The organism is Deltaproteobacteria bacterium, assembly GCA_019309045.1.
Lineage (GTDB): Bacteria > Desulfobacterota > Syntrophobacteria > BM002 > BM002 > JAFDGZ01.
In genome coordinates, this window is sequence record JAFDGZ010000194.1 from 1 (window position 1) to 2,441 (window position 2,441).

The 2,441-nt window shown below is 49.2% G+C and carries 2 protein-coding genes; both read right to left on the reverse strand.

Going from position 1 to position 2,441, the window contains the following annotated elements; translation table 11 throughout:
* The coding region (locus JRI89_17680; GenBank protein ID MBW2073063.1) for a class I SAM-dependent methyltransferase at positions 1–561 on the reverse strand (561 nt) is incomplete at its 3' end.
* A 249-nt stretch (positions 562–810) separates the two neighbouring features.
* Positions 811–2,187 (reverse strand): IS1380 family transposase, encoded by a 1,377-nt coding sequence (locus JRI89_17685; protein ID MBW2073064.1) that lies wholly within the window; start codon positions 2,185–2,187, stop codon positions 811–813.
* Between the last annotated feature and the right edge of the window lie 254 nt (positions 2,188–2,441).

The following is a 2,441-nucleotide window of genomic DNA, read 5'->3' on the forward strand; positions in this document are numbered from 1 at the left end:
GTGGCTGAATGCCAGAAGATATCGCATTGACCACGGCACAAGTGAATAAAATTCAACAATCGCCAGGCCACCTAGCGTCAGGAATCGGCGCAACTCACTTAAGATTCTGATCTTTAGATCATCAGAGTACTGGTGAATAAACCTGGTTGAAACAATTACGTCAAAACTATCATTTGCATACGGTAGATCGAAAGCACTCCCGTTTATAAGATTTGCAGTGATTGCGTGTACATTTAACCGTAAGCGGGCTTCCGTAAGCATCTTTTGAGAAAAATCTAAACCATTTAGCAGTATGTTAGGTCTTTTGTATGCCAGTTCACTCAAGAGAATACCTGTACCACAGCCAATATCCAAAAGAGAAATGCCTGAATTCATTCCAAACTCTTTTGTGATAATTCGGTAAATTTCCTTCGTACGTATCGTACTGTACAACTGCATCGCGGCGTGTCCGTAACGGCGCTCTGTGTAACTAATCTGAGCCGACTCATAACCTCTGTGTCTACGTTGTTCCTCTTCCTTGTGAACGCTGATTATGTCCTTACTGTGGTCAGTGGATTTCATTGTAACAATTATTTAAACCCAGATTTTGCTTTGAGATAGATTGATGTTCCTTGTCTTGGTTTTCGAAGACTTTTATCTGTGAAATTTTGGTCAGCCGGCTAAATCCGGCCAAAAATCCCCAGCAAAAAGCATGGCAGTAAAGGGATTGGCTCTTATTTTATGTGTTATCAGAGACAAATAGGAAATACCCTTTCATTTCCCTCCATAGGGAGTTTTGCTCTCTGTTGTGGTGCAGGAAGAGATTTTGGCTTATGGAGCTCCGAGGGCATCAAGTCGCTGCCACAGAGCCAGAAATTTCGCCGCCTCCGGACTGCCCCGGCTCATATTGAGATATACCCTGCGAGCATGCCGGACAATCTGGCCACCCCAGAACAAAAAGCGCTCCCTGAGAGTTCTGACCATCAGCATCTTGCCGGTCACCGCTCGCGCCACCAGCACCCGATAGGCGGCAAGCAGGGTCTGCACAATCATGATCAGCCAAAAATTAGCTGCATTGGCCAGATACCTGCCTGTGGGGATGGCATCAAGGCCGACTCCCTCGATGAGATCCTTGATGACGTTTTCCGAGTCAGCCCGGCCGTTGTAAAAGCGCCACACCAGCTCCGCTGTACATCTCATGTTGGTAACAATCAACTGGTACCTGTACCCAGGCAGATCCTCGAAGAGTTTCCCCTGGGCCTTGTCGCCAAAATGGGCAATACAGTGTCGCACCACCACAATCCGCCGCTTGCGGCTCCACCTGCTGCCCCTGCCACCGGAGCAAAACTCAGCAACCTCAACTCCCGCAATGATCTCCCGGTAGCGCAGGCCTCCCAGCCGTCCCTGATATCCCTTGTTGATCGGCAGGGCAAAGGCGTAGCGGATATTGCCCTCAGCCTCCAGTCTGGCCAGCACCTGCTCACATACTATGCCGCCATCTGCTCTGATCTGAATAAGTGCAGGGCGAATGCCGTTTCGCCTGAGCGCCTCGAGCACCATGTCTACAAATTCGACAATCTCCGTTTTGCCGTTGCTATTGCCGGGCCGAAACAGACCAGCCAGCGGCATCCTCAGCTCAGACAGCGTTGCCACCAGAGGATGGTAACTCAACCGCCCCGCTTTTCTCGGATTATAGCCTTTCCTCGCACCTTGCTGCTCGCCGTAGACCACCTGCACATGGGAGTCAATGTCGATGGTCACTGCGCGCCTCACCTTCCTTTGCCACTGAGGACTTTTGGCGAAAAAACGCCCCACAAAGGCCTCGTGCATAGACCACAGAGAGGAAAGCCTTCTTACTCCTTCATCATCGAGCATCTCCTCTCCAGGGGCAAAGCGGTGCAGGGTGTCGTAAAGCGTATCCTGACTGGGAAACTCCTCCAGACCGGCAAGCTCCAGTACCAGGGGATCTTGGGCTATCTCATCAGATTGGCTAATTCTTTTGATCCCGGCACATCTCAGCGCCAGATGCGCGCAGATCAGATCCGCCGAACTGTATTTCCGTTTCTTCTTGGGCAAATCAAGGTGTCCTTCGACCAACTCTCGCATGCCAAACCAGTTGGCAAATCTGGTCAGCGGCTTCACACCCGCTCGCGAGGTATACGTTTTCTGCTGGAATCTGACGCGAATTTCTGGTATTGTCTTTTTCACCTTTCAGGTGCCTCCTTGGTTCGGGTTTGGGTTTCATATCAAAAGCAAATTACACCAAGGAGGCTTTTTATTTCAACAAGTTATCACACTATTCCTAAAGTTTTTTCCTCCAGCGAGCCAAGGGTAAAGCAAAATCTGGGATAAACTAGTTATCGTAACAATATTCCATGCAAGCTGTTAATTAGCCTAGAATCCGCTAGAATTAGAACTAGGTTATGATGAAAAGAAGTTGCTTAATGCCAAGTTTAATTTGA